The organism is Streptomyces sp. S063 (assembly GCF_002832675.1).
In the GTDB taxonomy this organism is placed as follows: Bacteria; Actinomycetota; Actinomycetes; order Streptomycetales; family Streptomycetaceae; genus Streptomyces; species Streptomyces sindenensis.
This window is the reverse complement of record NZ_CP021707.1, coordinates 2,770,307-2,787,048: the sequence shown is the minus strand read 5'-3', so window position 1 is coordinate 2,787,048 and position 16,742 is coordinate 2,770,307. Positions and strand designations below refer to the sequence as shown.

The following is a 16,742-nucleotide window of genomic DNA, read 5'->3' as shown; positions in this document are numbered from 1 at the left end:
ACCACGGAGGTGTGCGCCATGGCAGACGCCGCGTCGCGGCTGACCGCTCTTGCCGAAGAGTTGCTCTCGGAACCCCTGCCGGTCCGGATCCGGGCCTGGGACGGCAGCGAGTCGGGACCGCCCGACGCTCCGGCCCTCGTGATCCGCCACCGCCGCGCCCTGCGCAGGCTCCTGTGGAAGCCCGGCGAACGGGGCCTGGCCCGTGCCTGGGTGGCCGGGGAGATCGATGTGGACGGCGATCTGTACGACGTGCTCGGCCGGATCGCCGGGCTGCTCTGGGACCGCGGCGCCGATGCCAAGGACGCCGTCCACCCGGTCCGCGACCCCAAGGTCCGCGCCTTCGCCCGCGGCCTCCTCGCCCTCGCCGGACCCTGGCCGCCGCCCGCCCCGCCCGCGGAGGAGGTACGCCGCCGCACCGGCCCGCTGCACACCAGACGCCGCGACAAGGAGGCCGTCAGCCACCACTACGACGTCGGCAACGACTTCTACGCCCTGGTCCTCGGTCCCTCCATGGTCTACTCCTGCGCCTACTGGCAGGACGGCTCCACCCTGGAGGCCGCCCAGCGCGACAAGCTCGACCTGGTCTGCCGCAAGCTCGGCCTGAAGGAGGGCGACCGGCTCCTGGACGTCGGCTGCGGCTGGGGCTCGATGGCCATCCACGCCGCCCGCCACTACGGCGCCCGGGTCACCGGTATCACCCTCTCCCGGGAACAGGCCGCCCACGCCCGCAAGCGCATCGCCGAGGAGGGCCTGACCGACCGGATCGAGATCCGGGTCCAGGACTACAGGGACGTCCTTCCCCAGGCTCCCGGCTCCGCGCGAACAGGGGACACCCCGTCCGGCCCGTACGACGCGATCTCCTCGATCGGCATGGCCGAGCACGTCGGCTCGGTCCGCTACCGCGAGTACGCCGAAGTCCTCTACGCCCTCCTGAAGCCCGGCGGCCGCCTCCTGAACCACCAGATCGCCCGCCGCCCCGAGAAGGACGAGGACGCCTACCGCATCGACGCGTTCATCGACGCCTACGTCTTCCCCGACGGCGAACTGGCCCCGGTCGGCCGCACCCTGGCCACCCTGGAGGAGGCCGGTTTCGAGGCCCGGGACGTCGAGGCACTGCGCGAGCACTACGCGCTGACCCTGCGCCAGTGGGTGGCCAACCTGGAGCGGCACTGGGAGCAGGCGGTACGCGCCACCTCCCCGGGCCGGGCCAGGATCTGGCGGCTGTACATGGCCGCCTCGGCCCTCTCCTTCGAGCACAACAAGATCGGCGTCAACCAGATCCTCGCGGTGCGCCCGCTGGACGGCGGCTCCCGCCTGCCGCTGCGCGCCCGTGCGTGGACGGAGACCGCCGAGGACGGGGACACCTGACCGTACGAGGACGGGGACGCCTGCCCCGTACGCGTACGGACGCACGGGCGAGGGGCCGGTGCTCCGCTCCCCAGCGGTGCACCGGCCCCTCGTCATCCCCCGCGTCCCGGCCCCGGGACCCGTTGCTACTCCGTCTTGATCGCCGTCAGCATGTTGAGCTTCGCGGCGCTGCGGGCGGGCCACAGCGAGGCGAGGACGCCCACCAGGCCGGCCAGGAGCAGGAAGATGCCGAGCCGGTCCCACGGGATGACCAGGGCGTAGCCGGGGATGTCGGCGGACAGGGTCCGGCCGATCGCCCAGCCGAGGAAGACCCCGAGGCCGACCCCGATGACCGCGCCGAAGACCGAGATGACGACGGCCTCCAGACGGATCATCCGCTTGACGCGGCCCCGGTCGAGACCGATCGCGCGGAGCATGCCGATTTCCTGCTGCCGCTCGAACACCGACATCGCGAGGGTGTTGACGACTCCGAGGACCGCGATCAGCAGGGCCATGGCGAGCAGCCCGTACATGATGTTCAGGGCGGTGTTGATGAAGCCGCCGAACATGTCACGGATGTCCTGCCGGTCCATGACGCTCATCGCCGGGTTGTCGCCGAGCGCGTCCACGATGGACTGTTCGTTGGCCTTGCTGGCGCCGCCGTCCGCCTTGATCCAGATCTCGCGGATCTCCGGGCGGGTGGAGGCGCTGTACTTGTCGGCCATCTCCTTCGGGATCACGAAGGGCGAGAGGAACTCGTTCTCCCGGTAGGTCGCCCCGACCTTCAGTTCGCCCTTCTTGTCGTTGTCGAACGTCACGGGAAGGGTGTCGCCGGTCTTCCATCCGTGCTTCTTCGCGGTCTTGGAGCCGATCGCGACCTGGCCGTCCTCGAGCGTGGACAGCGAACCGGACTCGGTCGTCAGGGAGAAGACCTGCTCCACATCGCCCGGGGTGACGCCGGAGGCCGAGAAGTAGTCGCCGTCGACCTCGAACCAGGCCGCCTGCTGCGGGGAGAGCGCCGAGACGCCGTCGGCCTTCGACAGGGCCGTGAGCGCGGACTCGTCGAGCGAGTCGCCGCTCGCCATCGAGACCAGGTAGTCGGCCTTGATGTTGTCGGTGGTCATCTTGTCGATGGCCTGGCCGAGCGTGACGCCGAGCACCGAGATGCCGGTCACCAGGGTCAGCCCGATGGCCAGGGCGGAAGCGGTGGCTCCGGTGCGCCGCGGGTTGCGGACCGCGTTCTGCGAGGCCAGCTTCCCGGAGACGCCGAACACCTTCTTCAGCAGCGGCCGGACCAGCGCGATCACCGGGCGGGAGAGCAGCGGGATCAGGATGATGACACCGATCAGGGCGAAGAACGCGCCCGCGGCGACCAGCTGCCGGCCGGAGGTGCCGCCGGTCGCGGCACCGCCGACGATGCCGGCGGAGCCGAGCAGGGTGATCACGCCGCCGATCGAGTTCCGTACGACGAGGGACTTGACGGAGGCGGTGGCGTGGACGCTGCTCATCGCGGCGACCGGCGCGATCTTCGCGGCCCGGCGGGCGGGCAGCCAGGCGGCCAGCACGGTGATCAGGATGCCGACCGCGAAGGCGGAGACGACGGCGGTGGGCGAGACGATCAGCGGGCCGGCCGGGATCTTGCCGCCCAGCAGGCCCATCGCGGAGCGCAGACCGGTGGCGAGACCGAGACCGAGGAGGAAGCCGACGACCGAGGCGAGGGCGCCGACGAAGGCGGCCTCCAGCAGCACCGAGCGCTTCACCTGGCGGCGGGTGGCGCCGATGGCGCGCATCAGGGCCAGCTCACGGGTCCGCTGGGCGATGAGCATCGTGAAGGTGTTGGCGATGAGGAAGATGCCGACGAACAGCGCGATGCCCGCGAAGGCCAGCAGCATGGTGTTGAGGCTGGTCAGGCCGGACTCGATGTCCTTGGCCTGCTGGTCGGCGAGCGCCTTGCCGGTCTGCGCGGTGGCGTCCTTCGGCAGCAGCGGCTCGATCTCGTCCAGCAGCTTCCGGTCGGAGACCCCGGCCGCCGCGCTGACCGTGGCGTTCTGGAAGAAGCCGGGCTTCAGGTAGAGCTGCTGGGCGGTCGGGGTGTCGAACAGCACGAGGCTGCCGCCCGCGTTGACCGCGCCGTCCTCGGTGGTGAAGATCCCCGAGAGGGTGTACTCCTTCACCGGGCCGTTGGTCGCGACCCGCACCGGGTCGCCGACCTTGTACTTGCCCTTGCTCGCGGTGTCCTTGTCGAGCGCCACCGAGCCCTTCTTCACCGGGCCCGAGCCCTCGACGAAGTCGTACTGGGTGTCCTTGCCGTCCTTGCCGGGGGAGAAGTTCGCACCCGTGTTGGACCAGCCGTTGCCGATCAGCTTGCCGTCCGGGTCGGCGACCCCGGCGAAGCCGTTGACGCGCCCGGTGGCGGAGGCCACCCCGTCCACGCCCCGGATCTTCTCCAGGGTGGCGTCGTCGATGCCGGGGTTCTTCTCGTCGTCGCCGGTGTACGTCTCGATGGAGACGGCGACGTTGTCGTAGCTCTTGGCGGACTGGTTGCGGAAGGCGTTGCCGAGGGTGTCGGTGAAGACCAGCGTGCCGGAGACGAACGCTACGCCGAGCATGACGGCGAGCACGGTCATCAGCAGCCTGGCCTTGTGCGCGAGCACATTGCGCAGGGCGGTACGGAACATGTCTGTGTCCTGGGATGGGTTCCGGAAGGGGAGGGCGGGGGCGCGCGGGTACGGCAGCCGGTGGGGCGGCCGTACGCGTCAGCCGTGCGGCGGCCGGTCGCGGTGACCGGCCGAGGGCGTCAGCTGGTGCGGCCCTTCGCGTCGAACGCCTTCATCCGGTCGAGGACGCCGTCGGCGGTCGGGTGCATCATCTGGTCGACCACCGCGCCGTCCGCCAGGAAGATGACCCGGTCCGCGTAGGAGGCGGCCACCGGGTCGTGCGTCACCATCACCACGGTCTGGCCCAGCTCGCGCACCGAGTTGCGCAGGAAGCCCAGCACCTCGGCGCCGGAGCGGGAGTCCAGGTTTCCGGTCGGCTCGTCGCCGAAGATGATCTCGGGCTGAGCGGCCAGGGCGCGGGCCACGGCCACACGCTGCTGCTGACCGCCGGAGAGCTCGGTGGGGCGGTGCTTCAGCCGCTCGGAGAGACCGACCATGTCGATCACCTGCTGGAGCCACGCGGCGTCCGGCTTACGGCCCGCGATGTCCATCGGCAGAGTGATGTTCTCCAGCGCGGTCAGCGTCGGAAGCAGGTTGAACGCCTGGAAGATGAAGCCGATCTTGTCCCGGCGCAACTGGGTGAGCTGCTTGTCCTTCAGCGTGGACAGCTCGGTCTCGCCGATCCGCACCGAACCGCTGCTGAAGCTGTCGAGCCCGGCGACGCAGTGCATCAGCGTCGACTTGCCGGAGCCCGACGGGCCCATGATCGCGGTGAACTCGCCCTGCGGGAAGTCCACGGTCACCCGGTCCAGGGCGACGACCTGCGTCTCGCCCTCGCCGTAGACCTTCGACAGCTCCGTGGCGCGGGCAGCCACCGCGGTGGCGCGGTGAACGGTGGGGGTGGTGGTCACTGGGACACTCCTGGTTCGGGTGGTGCGGATGGGGCCGGGGCCGTGGTGAGACGGGCGCTGACGCCATGCCTCGGGGACTTACTCCATCCTTACGGCTCGATCGCGTCCGGTCGTCACTCCCGATGCCCGTTCCCGGGGCCCTCTTGAGTCGCATCACGGGCGTGGATCCGTCCTCCTCGGGTATGACATCGACCCTGAGCGGAGTCGTGCGACCGCCTTACGGCCACCCGTGGCGGTCACCCAGCGTGAGCGGGCGGGGGTGGGGGCCGGGGACGGCCGCGACGGCGCGCGGGCCCCCTGTGAGCGGTGTCCGGCCGCGGCGCCGGAGAGAGGCGGCGGCCGAGGGTGGCGGACACCCTGGCGGGGCCTGGCGGGGACCTGGCGCGTTGGGCCGTACGAGTGCGGCGACTTTCCGTCATTCCGATGGGGCGCGCACACCGCCCGGGATCGGCCACGGGCGTGTGGTCAGCCCGGCCCGATGTGCTGACGACCCCTCAAGCGGTCAATAAAATAAGACAACATCGCGCCACTGTTCCGCTGATCGAGGGACGGCCCCGGATAGGGTCGGTAGCCAGACGCGGAGCCGCGCGGCACGCCCGGATGGTGGAACGTAGACACGGCGAGCTTAAACCTCGCTGCCCCTCGGGGGCGTGCCGGTTCGAGTCCGGCTCCGGGCACCACGCGCCGCACGCTGCGTGACCCGGACGGCCCTCACCGTGACCGGCGCACCGCCCGGGATCGTGGTCGCCCCGCCGCCCGGACCACGGTCGTCACGTTGCCCTGACCGTGACCGGCGGACCGTTCCGGGACCCGGCCCGGTCTCCGACGGGCGGTCCGTCACGGATGCCGGAAAGATCCTCCCCGGGCACTAGGGTGATTCCTTTGCCTACCCATTACTCTTGTGGCAAGGCCACGCAGTGTGGCCATGGAGGAGTGAGATGAGGAGCAGCAACCCGGTCTTCTCGCGACGGGGCTTCAGCCGCGACAACGGCCACGCGGGCTTCAACGCGGCGCCGCAGGCCGGGGCCCCCGCGACGGGCAACCCGTACGCACAGGGCACCGCCGCCAACCCGTACGCCACGAACCCCTACGCGCAGACGGACACGCACGGCGCCCCGCAGGCGCCCGCCCGTAGCGACGTGATGACCATCGACGGCGTGGTGACGCGCACGGCGATGACGCTCGGCACCGTGATCCTGGCCGCCGCCGTCGCGTGGTGGGTCATGCCGGTCGACCAGGCGAACCTGGGCAGCGCCTACGGCGTGGCCATCGGCGCCGCGCTCATCGGCTTCGTGCTGTCGCTGGTCAACTCGTTCAAGCGCCGGCCCTCGCCCGCGCTGATCCTGACCTACGCGGCGTTCGAGGGTGTCTTCCTCGGCATCGTCAGCAACATCGTCAGCATGTACGTCGCCCCCGGCGCCGCGATGCAGGCGGTGCTCGGCACCATGGCGGTCTTCGCCGGTGTGCTGATCGCCTACCGCACCGGCCTGATCCGGGTCACGCGCCGCTTCTACGGCTTCGTCATGGCGGCCGCCATCGGCTTCATGCTGCTGATGATGGTCAACCTCCTGTTCGCCGTCTTCGGCGGCGGTGACGGCCTCGGCTTCCGCAGCGGCGCCCTCGGTGTCGTCTTCGGCATCGTGGCGATCGTCATCGGCGCGGCCATCCTCGCCCTGAACTTCAAGCAGGTCGAGGACGGCATCGCGTACGGCGCTCCCCGCGAGGAGGAGTGGCTGGCCGCGTTCGGCCTCACCGTGACCCTGGTGTGGATCTACATCGAGATGCTGCGCCTGGTCGCGATCCTCAGCGGCGACGACTGACCGGTCCTGTCGTACCGGAACGGCCCGCAGGCATCGCGCCCGCGGGCCGTTCCGCGTTCGCGGGGCCGGTGCGGGGCACGTGCGGGGGCGGAGGTGCGGATCGGGCCGTTGGCGGGGGCGTGGGAGGGGCGCGTAGGGTCGGCCGGGTGCTCGATACGACGCCCCTGATCCTGGCCGTGGACCGTTTCGCCGACCGGCTGCGTTCGGCCCCGCAGAGCCGCCTCCAGCGCGGCGCGGCCGCCGAGGCGCTGGCCGCCGCCCGGGAGCTCGCCGTACGGGCGCAGCGGCTGGAGGCCCCGGACGCCGAGCCGCGGGAGGTGCCGGACGCCGGAATGTTCGCCGTGGGCGACCAGCTCGCCGTCGTCGGCCGGGACCTGGCCGCGGCACTGGAAACGGCCCCGTCCCAGGAGCTGGACGAGGCCGTGCGGTATGTCGAGGAAGCGGCGGCGCGGGCTTTCGCGTGAGCGGCGCGGGTGCGCGTACGAGCGGCCCGCGCCCGGCGGTCAGAACGAGGCGATGACGCGGTCGGCGAGGATGTACACGTTGTCCTCACCGCAGGAGAAGGTCAGCGCGTAGGCGCCCGAGACGCCCGAGCCGCCCAGCAGCACCGGCTGCCGGCCCGCCCGCAGCGCGTCCGCGAGCCGCTCGGCGGTCTCGCGGTGGCCCGGGGTCATGCAGAGCGTGGTGCCGTCGGCGAAGACGTACACATCGAGCGTGCCCAGCGGGCCGGGCCGCACATCGGTCAGCTCGGTCGCGGTGTCGGCCAGCTCCTCGAGACGGTTCACGGTGCGCTCGTGGTCGGTGACCACCGGCGTCTGTACGGGAACGAAGTCCGGGTGCGAGGGGTGGCGGCGGCGGGCGGCGGCCAGCTCGGGGGAGTCCTCGGGAAACTCCGAAACCTCCGGAAGCCCGGGCACCGGGTCCGTCGCCAGGTCGGCCGGCAGATCGGTCAGCTCGCCGACCTCGTGCTCTGCGAGGGTCCGCTCGCTCAACTCCACGAGCTCCTCCATCGCCTCGGCCGCCTCCAGGTCCATCGACTCCAGGCCGGCGAAGTCGGCCTGCCGGGGCAGGTAGTACGGGGCGTCGTCGCCGAGGCCGGTCAGACCGCCCAGCAGAGACGGGGCGTCGGCGGCGTCACGGGCCTCCTGGGCCGCCCAGAAGGCGCGCGCCTCGGCCAGCTCGCGCTCCCGCTCCTCGGCGAGGGCGTCGGCGACGGCCGCGCGTATCTCCTCCGCGGGAGTGGCCGTACTGCGACTCTGCGGTGGCACCGAGGCACCGGAAGCGCGGCCCGCGGCCAGCTCCGAGCGCAGCGCCACGACCTGCTTGCGCAGCCCGTGAGCGGCGTGCAGTGCGGCGGCGCCGACGGCCGTGGCAGCGGCGGTGGTCAGCAACAGGGCAAATGACATGGCGCTCACTGACGTACTCCCGGTCTCAATCGATACCCCCGACTTCCTACATCAGCTTGGCCTGTACCGGTACGCGCTGTCAGTGCATTACGTCACGAAATGGACAGGTCTTTCGGTCCGGTGTTTAGCCCCAAACGGCCGTGACCTGCGGAAACGACTCTCCCCCGGGACGCAGATCACATCCTGGGGGAGATTCGGTCACGGTCGGAGCTCGGAGGGGTTAGCTCAGCCGCTCGATCACCATCGCCATGCCCTGGCCGCCGCCCACGCACATCGTCTCCAGGCCGAACTGCTTGTCGTGGAACTGGAGGCTGTTGATCAGCGTGCCGGTGATGCGGGCGCCGGTCATGCCGAAGGGGTGGCCGACCGCGATCGCGCCGCCGTTGACGTTGACCTTCTCCAGCGGCAGGCCGAGGTCCCGGTAGGAGGGGATGACCTGGGCCGCGAACGCCTCGTTGATCTCGGCGAGGTCGATGTCGTCGACGGTCAGGCCGGCCCGCTTCAGTGCCTGCTTGCTGGCCTCGACCGGGCCGTAGCCCATGATCTCGGGGGAGAGGCCGGAGACGCCGGTGGAGACGATCCGGGCCAGCGGGGTCAGGCCCAGCTCGCGCGCCTTGGTGTCGGACATGATCACCAGGGCCGCCGCGCCGTCGTTGAGCGGGCAGCAGTTGGCCGCGGTGACCAGGCCGTCGGGGCGGAACACCGGCTTCAGGCCCTGCACGCCCTCCAGGGTGACGCCCGCGCGCGGGCCGTCGTCCTTGGCGACGACGGTGCCGTCGGGGGTGGTGACCGGGGTGATCTCCCGCTCCCAGAAGCCGTTCTTCAGGGCTTCCTCGGCGAGGTTCTGCGACCGTACGCCGAACTCGTCCATGTCCTGGCGGGTGACGCCCTTGAGCCGGGCCAGGTTCTCCGCGGTCTGCCCCATCGCGATGTACGCGTCCGGGACGAGGCCGTCCTCGCGCGGGTCGTGCCAGTCGGTGCCGGTCTGCTCGGCGCGGGCGGCGGTGCGGGCCTCGGCGTCGGCGAACAGCGGGTTGTGCGTGTCCGGCAGGCTGTCGGAGTTGCCCTTGGCGAAGCGGGACACCATCTCGACACCGGCCGAGATGAAGACGTCGCCCTCGCCCGCCTTGATCGCGTGCAGCGCCATCCGGCTGGTCTGCAGCGAGGAGGAGCAGTAGCGGGTGACCGTACAGCCGGGAAGGTGGTCCATCCCCATCTGCACGGCGATGATGCGGCCCAGGTTGTTGCCCTGCTCGCCGCCGGGCAGACCACAGCCCAGCATCAGGTCGTCGATGTCCTTGGGGTCCAGCTCGGGGACCTTGGCCAGCGCGGTCTGGATGATCGTGGCGGTCAGGTCGTCCGCGCGCAGGTCCTTCAGGGACCCCTTGAAGGCGCGGCCGATCGGCGAACGGGCGGCAGAGACGATCACGGCTTCGGGCATCACGCGGCTCCAAGGGGCTGGAAGGCTGTGTGGACGGCAGAACTCCTCTGGAAGTTACCCGGACGTATCGCCGGGGTCACCCGGCAGGCCGTGTGATGCGGGACTCTTTTCTAAGCGCTTGCTCAGCACGGCCTGCCGTCGGACGCGGCCGTTACGCGTGGCCGTGGGCGCCAACCGTCACGCGTGCCCGTGGGCGGTGTCCGGGTGGGCGTGCGGGGTGGGTTCCGTGGAGGCGGGCAGACGCCGCCGCCTGCGGTGCTTGAGGAGGGCCCAGGGAGCCCGCGCCCCCGTGACCTCCGTACCGGCCTCCCGGGCCGCCTGGGACGCCGCCTTGGCCACCGGGAGGATGTCCTCGCGTCGCGCGCCGTCCAGCCGGTCGGTCTCCGGCCACAGGCCCAGCACCGCGCAGAGCGTGGGCAGCACCGCCATGGCCGCCGTGGCGTAGCCCTCGGCCGAGGGGTGGTAGTTGTCCGGGCCGAACAGTTCGCGCGGGTTCGCCGCGAACTCGGGGCCCAGCAGGTCGCCCAGCGACACCGTGCGCCCGCCCTGCTCCACCGTGCCGATCGTCTGCGCCGCCGCCAGCTGCCGGCTCACCCGCCGGGCCAGCCAGCGCAGCGGCTGGTAGACCGGCTCGATCGTGCCCAGATCCGGGCAGGTCCCGACGACCACCTCCGCCCCCGCCGTCCGCAGCCTGCGCACCGCCGTCGTCAGACAGCGCACCGACTGGGTCGCGGGCATCCGGTGGGTGACGTCGTTCGCCCCGATCATGATCACGCAGACGTCCGGGACCCGGGCCGGATCCGCGAGCAGCAGCGACACCTGCCGCTCCAGATCGTCCGACCGGGCCCCGGGCAGGGCCACGTTCCGCAGATCCACCGGCCGCTCGGCCACCGCCGCGAGCCCCGAGGCCAGCAGAGCCCCCGGGGTCTGCCCGGCCCGCCGCACCCCCTGGCCCGCGGCCGTCGAGTCCCCGAGCATCCCGAGCCGTATGGCGTCGTTCGGCCCGGCGAACGCCACTCCGTACCGCCCGTCCGCACTCGGCGGCACCGGAGCCGTTCCACCGCCCACCTGCCTCTTCGCGAGCTGGACCTCCGCCAGGAACACGCCCACGGCCGCCGCACCGATCAACCCGATGCTGCCACCGCCGTAGGCCGCGCCCGCCGCGATCCGCCGTGCCACCCTTGCTCTCGACACAGTCCGGTCCACCTCCTCCTCGCCGTACAGCCGTACACGTACCTACTTGCCCCGCTCGGGGCTCCGTGTACTCCTTCCCGTACGCACAGTGCGTCCCGTACGCATACTCTGGGCCGGACCATCTCGGAGATCCCGGAGTACACGGTGCAATTCCACGATTCGATGATCAGTCTTGTCGGCAACACCCCGCTGGTGAGGCTGCGCAACGTCACGGCAGGTATCCAGGCGACCGTCCTGGCCAAGGTCGAGTACTTCAACCCCGGCGGGTCCGTGAAGGACCGCATCGCGCTGCGCATGATCGAGGCGGCGGAGCAGAGCGGGGAGCTGAAGCCCGGCGGCACGATCGTCGAGCCGACCAGCGGCAACACCGGCGTCGGCCTCGCCATCGTCGCGCAGCAGAAGGGCTACAAGTGCATCTTCGTCTGCCCGGACAAGGTGTCCACGGACAAGATCAACGTGCTGCGGGCCTACGGCGCCGAGGTCGTCGTCTGCCCCACCGCCGTTGACCCCGAGCACCCAGACTCGTACTACAACGTCTCCGACCGGCTGGTCACCGAGACGCCGGGCGCCTGGAAGCCCGACCAGTACTCCAACCCGAACAACCCGCGCTCGCACTACGAGACCACCGGTCCGGAGCTGTGGGAGCAGACGGAGGGGAAGATCACCCACTTCGTGGCGGGCGTCGGCACCGGCGGCACCATCAGCGGCACCGGCCGCTACCTCAAGGAGATCAGCGACGGCGCGGTCCAGGTCATCGGCGCGGACCCGGAGGGCTCGGTCTACTCCGGCGGCTCCGGGCGGCCGTATCTGGTCGAGGGCGTCGGCGAGGACTTCTGGCCGAGCGCCTACGACCGCAAGGTGACGGACGAGATCGTCGCGGTGTCCGACAAGGACTCCTTCCAGATGACCCGCCGCCTCGCCAAGGAGGAGGGCCTGCTCGTCGGCGGCTCCTGCGGCATGGCGGTCGTCGGTGCCCTGGAGGTCGCCAAGCGGCTCGGTCCCGACGATGTCGTCGTGGTCCTGCTCCCCGACAGCGGGCGCGGCTACCTGAGCAAGATCTTCAACGACGAGTGGATGGCGGACTACGGCTTCCTGGAGGACTCGGGCACCTCCGCCAACGTCGGCGCGGTCCTGGACTTCAAGGAGGGCCCGATGCCCTCCCTCGTCCACATGCACCCGGAGGAGACGGTCGGTGAGGCCATCGAGGTGCTGCGTGAGTACGGCGTCTCCCAGATGCCGATCGTGAAGCCGGGCGCCGGCCACCCGGACGTGATGGCCGCCGAGGTCATCGGCTCCGTCGTCGAACGGCAGCTGCTGGACGCGTTGTTCACCCAGCGCGCCTCGCTGACCGACCCGCTGGAGAAGCACATGTCGGCCCCGCTGCCGCAGGTCGGCTCCGGCGAACCGGTCGAGGACCTGATGGCCGTGCTCAGTGGCACGGAGGGCGCCGACGCGGCGATCGTGCTCGTCGAGGGCAAGCCGAAGGGCGTCGTGAGCAGGCAGGACCTGCTGGCGTTCCTGGCCAAGGACGCGGGCACGGCGAAGGCCTGACGGTCCGGGGGTCTCCGGGACCGCTCCGGGAGGCCCCCTGTGGCCGGGCTTCGCGAAGACGGTACGAGCACGTCACGTCCGCGCAGCACCCGCTTAACACGGCTCCGGCACATTGGTGGGTGTCGGCAGGGGAACCCGCCGGCACCCAGAACGGCGACACCGGACTACGGAGCGGCTCCCGGACCTCCACCGTCGCCCGGACGCGAGCCTCCGGCCCTGACCCGGACCGTGTCCCTCGCGGGGACCGCCGTCGTCCCGCCCCCCGGGCGACCGGGGGTGCGGCGGTCCCCGCGACATAACGTCCGGGCTCGCCCCTTCTCCGTCCCCACCCCTACGCCGGGCTCAGTCCTTCCAGTCGGACGACGCCCGTTCGTCCCGGCGGCGGAACAGCCCCCCGCCCCGCGCCGCCTGGAACGCGTTGACGCCGACGATGCCGAGCCAGGCCACCACCAGCCCCTCGATCCCGGCGTTCGCGACGCCGATCGCGGACAGCGGCACGGCCAGGATCAGCGAGACGATCCCCAGCGCGTGCCGCTCCCCGAAGCTCTCCGGCTGAGCCGGACGCGCGCCTCGGACGCCGGCCGTCTGCTGCTCGGCGAGCTGGCGGCGGACCCGGCGGTCGAGCGTGGTGTCGAGACGCTGCTCGACCTTCTCCAGGAACGATTCGATGAGCACGGACTCGTACTCCGCGCCCAGCTCGCCGCGGGCCTGGAGGGTGGCGGCGAGCTCCTTCTTGAGCTCGTGGTCACGGGCTTCCATACGGATGACGGTACGGAGTCCGGGCCCCCGTGACAGTGGGGCTAACCCCCGAGTTTCTTGGGGTTAGCCCCACCAGGCCGTCCGACCGACGGCCCGCGTCCGTGTTTCAGCGCGCGTTGCGGGCCTTCCGGGCCCGCGCGATGCGCGTCGGCTGGAACGCGTCGATGCTCCCGGCCCCCCGGCCCGGCCGTTCGTCCCACCCGTTGATGCGCGCCACCAGGCTGCGCAGGCGGGAATCGTGCGGCGGGACGTCGATCTGGAAGTGCGACTGCTTGAGCGGGGTCATCTCGCCTCCCCAGGCCACGACGCCCTGGCAGTCGGCGAGAATGTCCTGGACGACCGTGATCTGTGCTTCGCTCATCCCGTTGCCGGCGGGAGCGCCCAGCGGATAGTGCGTCGACTTGATGGTGAGAGCGGTGCCGGAGAGCTGATTGCTCTCCAGGTCGGCCCCCACCTTGCGGTCGGCGCGGTGTCCCGCCACGTCCAGCGGGTCGAGCATCTCGACCTCGTAGCAGTAACGGCGCACCACGTGGAGCAGTACGGTCGCGACGTCGCTGTCGGCCAGGTGGACACTCAGCTTTCCGGCGCCTTCGACGCGGTAGCCGGTCGCTCGGTCCAGCACCGGCCACCCGTTGGCGCTCCGGCGAGCCGTCCACGCAGTGGGTTCGGCCGGTTCGGCGGGTTCCGACCCGCGCCCCTCGGACGCGGCAGCGCTCGGGGCCCACAGCAGGCTTCCGGCGGCGACGGCGGTGCCGATGGTGAGGACGCGGCGTCGCGTAGGAGGTGTGGTGTCGATGTCAGACATGAACTGTCTTCCTTCTCTGGAGGAATGTGCGCACGCCGAGGAAGACGGCCGTGCACAGAAGAGCTGCGGAAAGAACCGAGAGAACGATCACGGTGGGATTCACCCACGAGGGGACGAGATCCACGTTCGCGCTGCACTTCGCGTGCAACGGAAACAGCCCCTGCGACTCCATGTAGTGCGTGTCGTGCCACTTCTCGTCGAAGGGGACCCCGCTCCGTCGCTCGCACGACTCCCTGAGGTCGAGTCCGGCACGGGAGAAGCCGAGAATCCAGACGGTGGCCGCGTTGAGAAACGCGATGACTCCCAGGGCGGCCATCGTCGGCGGCTGCATGAGTCCCGGCGTGCGCTGACGACGCCGTACCAGAAGGGCGATGACCGCGCTCAGGAGGGCAGCGGGGATCCATAGCTGTACTGCCCCGACGAGTGAGATTCCCATGGATGACTCTTCCTGCTACTCGGCACCGACTCGTGCCAGGATGGCATCCGCGAATCCCTGGGTGAAACTGTCCAGCTTGTCGGATCCGCCGGGTGTGTTGATGAGAACGCCGGGATACAGGGCGCCTTCGAGCGTGATGAAGTACCCGCGCGCCAGGTCGAAGAAGGGCTCTTCCTTGGTCAGCACATTCCACGCGGCCTGCTTGCAGTTCTCCACGGACCCCCAGCGGTTCTGGAAATAGTCGGTGAATCGCTTGAGGGCGCTGCCGTTGTTGCTGTACCGCTGACGAACGGCCGTGGCGATGTCCTGACCACCGCGCACCGCACGTGCGATGAGGTAGCCGTCCGCGTCCTCGATGAGGTCGGTGAACCCGAAGGACGACGACACTCCGGGCTTGGCGAGCTTGGCGTTGCAGAAGGCCTTTCCTGAGGCGTACTGCTCCTCGGAGTTGCGCCAGTCGGTGTAGAACGTCATGAAGTCACCGCCCCAGCCGGTGATGTCGCCCACGTTGACGCTCTTCTTGTTCTCCGGCTGCGCGATGACGTAGTGGCCGTCCGCAGTGGCCATCAGGTGCTCGGCACCGATCCGGTATCCGGACACCGGATCGGTGAACTCGTCGAGCACGGCGAGGCCCTTCTCCGAGGCGTACGAGACGAACCCGTGGTCGTAGTCCCCGATCAGGGACTGCCACTGGACGCCGCCGTAGCTCTTGTGCCGCATGAACTCCATGACGAGCTTGGACGCGTCCCGGTCGGAGCCGTGTGACGCCTTGTAGTCCACCGCCGCGTCATAGAGGCGTGCGATGAGACTGATGAAGTCGGCAGCCGGCGAGGCGTCCCGGTTGAGGGAGAAGGTCCCGGGGTCGGAATTCGGCCGCCAGACGTCGCTGTCGAGGTCGATGGGGTCGCTGCCGCTGATCGGGATACGCGACGTTTCCTTGATCTGGTTGAACGACCAGTTGGCCGGGAGCGGAAAACCGAGGTTCCCGGAGAACCCCCAGGACATGCCGGAGACGAAGGAGTACCGGGCGTATGTCCTGTTGGTGGCGTTGATGCACACGTTTCGTGAGCCGTAGACGCCGTGCACGTACTTCTTTCCCTTGCTGGCGAGGCCGGAGGCGACACCCTGGTAATAGGGAATGATGTACTCGTCGATCTCCTCCTGAGTGGCGTCGTAATCGACGGCGAAATAGATCACCGTCCCCCGGTTGAAACCGAACCCGTCAGCCTTCTCGTGTGCCATCAGGGCATGCTGATAGCCCTTCGGATAGCTGTAGTCGGTCGCGTCGCGCCCGTGTATCTGGAAGATCGGGAAGACACCCAGCTTGTTTCCGAGGATGGTCTCCAGCTCGCCGGGCAGGATCTCCTTCTCGTAGTTCGGGTCGGGGTTGTACAGGTAACGGCCCACGATGCGGTAGTCGTTGTCGTAGAGCCACTTGGCGCGGGGCCCGTCGATCACGAAGCGGGTGTCCGAAGCGGTGACCTTGCGGTCGGGGTCTCCCATGGAGACCAGAAGCTGGGCCCAGGTCGTGTAGTCGCCCTTGCCCGACTCGAGGCCCGGTTCGAAGAGGTAGGAGAACTCCTGGAAAAGCTTGACGTACTCGGTGGTCTTGGCGTCGTAGGTGGACTTGAAAGTGGTCCGGACTCCCTCGACACCGATCGGGACCGGCTCGTTGAAGACGCACGCGGCGGTGAAGAGGCTGACGAGCGTGCCGGAGTCGCCCTCCTTCAGCGTGACGTTCCGCAACGCCGCCTGGGTGCCCGGCCCGAAGTTGCCGTTGGGGGCGGAGATGCCGAGCTCGTACTGGAGGGCGGTGAGCAGCGACTTCTGGACGTCGCGGGAGTAGATGCCGTCGCAGGGACCGACGTTGAAGGCGCTCTTCGTCCAGTAGTTGCGGTTGAGCCACTGCTGGATGCCGCGGATCTTCTCGGTGCCGCCCGCCACGACGACGTACGCGTCCATGTTGAGGAGCGCCTTGGCTATCTTCGCGTCGATGACGCCTGCGCCGCCGATGCCCATGTTGCTGCGCAGCTTCTCGACGGCGTCACGGGTGACCCCCGTGAACCAGCCCTCGCTCTCCGGCTCCACGGCCCAGTAGCCCTTGCACCACAGACCGTACTGAAGGATGGCGACGATGTTGCGGTTCTTGTCCCACCCGAAACCGATGCCTCCGAGCGCGTCGAACTTCGCGGACGTGGTGGGCCCGAACGACGCCACGACCGGGCTGATGCCGAGCTCGTGCTGAAGGGCCATGACCAGGGAGTTCATGGTCCCCCAGCCGGTGTTGCCGTTCTCCGGGCAGCGAACGTAACCGGACACGCTGCCGTACGTGGAGTTCACCCACTGCTGAGCTCTGAGGACTTGCTGGTCTGCCATGGTCGGTACCTCTCGTAGGAGTGCGGGGGCGGGTCGGCC

The 16,742-nt window shown here is 70.0% G+C and carries 13 protein-coding genes and 1 tRNA gene; 5 read left to right on the top strand and 9 right to left on the bottom strand.

From position 1 onward, the window contains the following. Nucleotides 1–18 precede the first annotated feature (18 nt). Nucleotides 19–1,368 (top strand): SAM-dependent methyltransferase, encoded by a 1,350-nt coding sequence (locus CCZ36_RS12540; protein ID WP_128817662.1) that lies wholly within the window; start codon nucleotides 19–21, stop codon nucleotides 1,366–1,368. A gap of 125 nt (nucleotides 1,369–1,493) precedes the next feature. Here the strand turns inward: CCZ36_RS12540 and CCZ36_RS12535 are convergent, their stop codons facing one another. Together CCZ36_RS12535 and CCZ36_RS12530 are read right to left on the bottom strand one after the other, a co-directional pair. Continuing rightward, nucleotides 1,494–4,025: an ABC transporter permease gene (locus CCZ36_RS12535; RefSeq protein ID WP_128817661.1), complete on the bottom strand. Its 2,532-nt coding sequence runs from the start codon at nucleotides 4,023–4,025 to the stop codon at nucleotides 1,494–1,496. A gap of 119 nt (nucleotides 4,026–4,144) precedes the next feature. Then, nucleotides 4,145–4,915, bottom strand: a complete 771-nt coding sequence (locus tag CCZ36_RS12530; RefSeq protein WP_069737393.1) for an ABC transporter ATP-binding protein — start codon at nucleotides 4,913–4,915, stop codon at nucleotides 4,145–4,147. Between the two features lie 594 nt (nucleotides 4,916–5,509). On the opposite strand from CCZ36_RS12530, the gene CCZ36_RS12525 reads away from it, so the two are divergent. The 3 genes from CCZ36_RS12525 (at nucleotide 5,510) to CCZ36_RS12515 (ending at nucleotide 7,199) form a co-directional block, all read left to right on the top strand. Further along, nucleotides 5,510–5,595: transfer RNA gene (locus CCZ36_RS12525), tRNA-Leu, on the top strand. Nucleotides 5,596–5,853: 258 nt separating this feature from the next. Then, on the top strand, nucleotides 5,854–6,735 hold the full coding sequence (locus CCZ36_RS12520) for a Bax inhibitor-1/YccA family protein (protein WP_069737450.1): 882 nt from the start codon (nucleotides 5,854–5,856) through the stop codon (nucleotides 6,733–6,735). Between the two features lie 146 nt (nucleotides 6,736–6,881). After that, complete coding sequence (locus tag CCZ36_RS12515) at nucleotides 6,882–7,199, top strand: hypothetical protein (protein WP_069737451.1); 318 nt, start codon at nucleotides 6,882–6,884, stop codon at nucleotides 7,197–7,199. Nucleotides 7,200–7,238: 39 nt separating this feature from the next. Here the strand turns inward: CCZ36_RS12515 and CCZ36_RS12510 are convergent, their stop codons facing one another. From CCZ36_RS12510 to CCZ36_RS12500, 3 genes are all read right to left on the bottom strand, one after another. Next, entirely contained in the window at nucleotides 7,239–8,141 is a 903-nt protein-coding gene (locus CCZ36_RS12510) for a hypothetical protein (protein WP_237302645.1), read from the bottom strand. A 220-nt stretch (nucleotides 8,142–8,361) separates the two neighbouring features. Further along, nucleotides 8,362–9,582 carry an acetyl-CoA C-acetyltransferase gene (locus CCZ36_RS12505; RefSeq protein WP_069737453.1) on the bottom strand — a complete coding sequence of 407 codons (1,221 nt, stop codon included), beginning with the start codon at nucleotides 9,580–9,582 and terminating at the stop codon, nucleotides 8,362–8,364. Nucleotides 9,583–9,759: 177 nt separating this feature from the next. Then, a complete protein-coding gene (locus CCZ36_RS12500) occupies nucleotides 9,760–10,761 on the bottom strand; it encodes an SGNH/GDSL hydrolase family protein (protein WP_069743126.1) in 1,002 nt (333 codons plus the stop codon). A gap of 159 nt (nucleotides 10,762–10,920) precedes the next feature. Here CCZ36_RS12500 and CCZ36_RS12495 point away from each other — a divergent pair, with 159 nt between their 5' ends. Further along, complete coding sequence (locus tag CCZ36_RS12495; RefSeq protein ID WP_069743127.1) at nucleotides 10,921–12,327, top strand: cystathionine beta-synthase; 1,407 nt, start codon at nucleotides 10,921–10,923, stop codon at nucleotides 12,325–12,327. A gap of 342 nt (nucleotides 12,328–12,669) precedes the next feature. Here the strand turns inward: CCZ36_RS12495 and CCZ36_RS12490 are convergent, their stop codons facing one another. The 4 genes from CCZ36_RS12490 to CCZ36_RS12475 all read right to left on the bottom strand — a co-directional run bounded on the left by CCZ36_RS12490 (nucleotide 12,670) and on the right by CCZ36_RS12475 (nucleotide 16,703). Continuing rightward, nucleotides 12,670–13,086, bottom strand: coding sequence for a hypothetical protein (locus CCZ36_RS12490; protein WP_069737456.1), 417 nt, complete (start codon nucleotides 13,084–13,086; stop codon nucleotides 12,670–12,672). A 106-nt stretch (nucleotides 13,087–13,192) separates the two neighbouring features. Beyond that, nucleotides 13,193–13,891, bottom strand: a complete 699-nt coding sequence (locus CCZ36_RS12485; protein ID WP_069743128.1) for a hypothetical protein — start codon at nucleotides 13,889–13,891, stop codon at nucleotides 13,193–13,195. Beyond that, complete coding sequence (locus CCZ36_RS12480) at nucleotides 13,884–14,327, bottom strand: hypothetical protein (RefSeq protein WP_069743129.1); 444 nt, start codon at nucleotides 14,325–14,327, stop codon at nucleotides 13,884–13,886. Before CCZ36_RS12480 ends, CCZ36_RS12485 begins: the two co-directional genes overlap by 8 nt. A 15-nt stretch (nucleotides 14,328–14,342) precedes the next feature. Beyond that, complete coding sequence (locus CCZ36_RS12475; RefSeq protein WP_128817660.1) at nucleotides 14,343–16,703, bottom strand: glycoside hydrolase domain-containing protein; 2,361 nt, start codon at nucleotides 16,701–16,703, stop codon at nucleotides 14,343–14,345. Nucleotides 16,704–16,742 lie beyond the last annotated feature (39 nt).